The organism is Microbispora hainanensis (assembly GCF_006874475.1).
In the GTDB taxonomy this organism is placed as follows: domain Bacteria; phylum Actinomycetota; class Actinomycetes; order Streptosporangiales; family Streptosporangiaceae; genus Microbispora; species Microbispora hainanensis.
In genome coordinates this window covers 1-1195 of record NZ_VIRM01000147.1, presented here as the reverse complement: position 1 = coordinate 1195, position 1195 = coordinate 1, and the positions used below count along the sequence as shown (strand labels likewise).

Here is a 1195-nt window from a genome sequence, read left to right as displayed (position 1 = left end):
CGCCAACGCGATGCGCGACATCCAGGCCGACAACGGCGTGCTGAAGGCCACGGTCACCTACAGCCCGACGATGGCCGGCTCGGCGATCAAGCTGGCGCGGCTGATCGCGCAGGGCAAGGGCATGAGCGACCTGCTGGAGCAGGAGGTGCCGCAGTCGATCACGCTGGCGTCCGAGACCATCACCAAGGAGAACGTGCAGAAGTATCTGCCGCTCGGCTTCGAATCCTGATTCGGGGGAGATCTAGTGACAGACAGCAGGCCGGCGATCGGTGTCGGCATGGTGGGGTACGCGTTCATGGGACGCGTGCACTCGCAGGCGTGGCGGAGCGTCGCCTCGGTCTTCGACCTGCCGGTAAGGCCCGTCATGGCGGCCCTGTCCGGCAGGTCGCCCGACCGCACGGCCGAAGCGGCGGCCAAGCTCGGCTGGGCGGCGGTGGAGACCGACTGGAAGCGGCTCGTCGAACGCGATGACGTGCAGATCGTGGACATCTGCACGCCGGGTGACAGCCATGCCGAGATCGCGATCGCGGCGCTGGCGGCGGGCAAGCACGTGCTGTGCGAGAAGCCGCTGGCCAACACCGTGGCCGAGGCCGAGACCATGGCCGCGGCGGCGAAGGAGGCGGCGGCGCGCGGCGTGCGCAGCATGGTCGCCTTCAACTACCGCCGCGTCCCCGCCATCGCGCTGGCCCGGCGGTTCGTGGAGGAGGGCAGGCTCGGCGAGATCCGGCACGTGCGGGCGCAGTATCTGCAGGACTGGATCGTCGACCCCGAGTTTCCCCTGGTCTGGCGGCTGCAGAAGGACAAGGCCGGATCGGGCGCCCTCGGGGACATCGGCGCCCACATCATCGACACCGCGCAGTTCATCGTCGGCCGGTCGCTGACCGGGGTGAGCGCGCTCACCGAGACCTTCATCAAGGAGCGACCACTCGCCGAGGGGTCGAGCGGCCTCGCCGGCGAGGGCGGCACGGGTGCGATGGGCGAGGTGACGGTGGACGACGCGGCGCTGTTCATCGGCCGCTTCGAGGGCGGGGCGCTGGCCTCGTTCGAGGCCACCCGCTTCGCCACCGGCCGCAAGAACGCGCTGCGCATCGAGGTGAACGGCTCGGAGGGCAGCCTGGCCTTCGACTTCGAGGCGATGAACGAACTGTGGTTCTACGACGCCGCCGAGCGGGACGCCGGTTTCCGGAGGGTCCTC

1 protein-coding gene and 1 pseudogene are annotated in these 1195 nt (G+C 70.0%); both read left to right on the top strand.

Annotated features, from left to right (window positions below):
• A pseudogene (locus FLX08_RS39900) lies at window positions 1-229 on the top strand (sugar ABC transporter substrate-binding protein); the annotation flags it as partial.
• A 15-nt stretch (window positions 230-244) separates the two neighbouring features.
• A partial coding sequence (locus FLX08_RS39895) for a Gfo/Idh/MocA family protein (RefSeq protein WP_244313245.1) occupies window positions 245-1195 on the top strand: 951 nt, incomplete at its 3' end.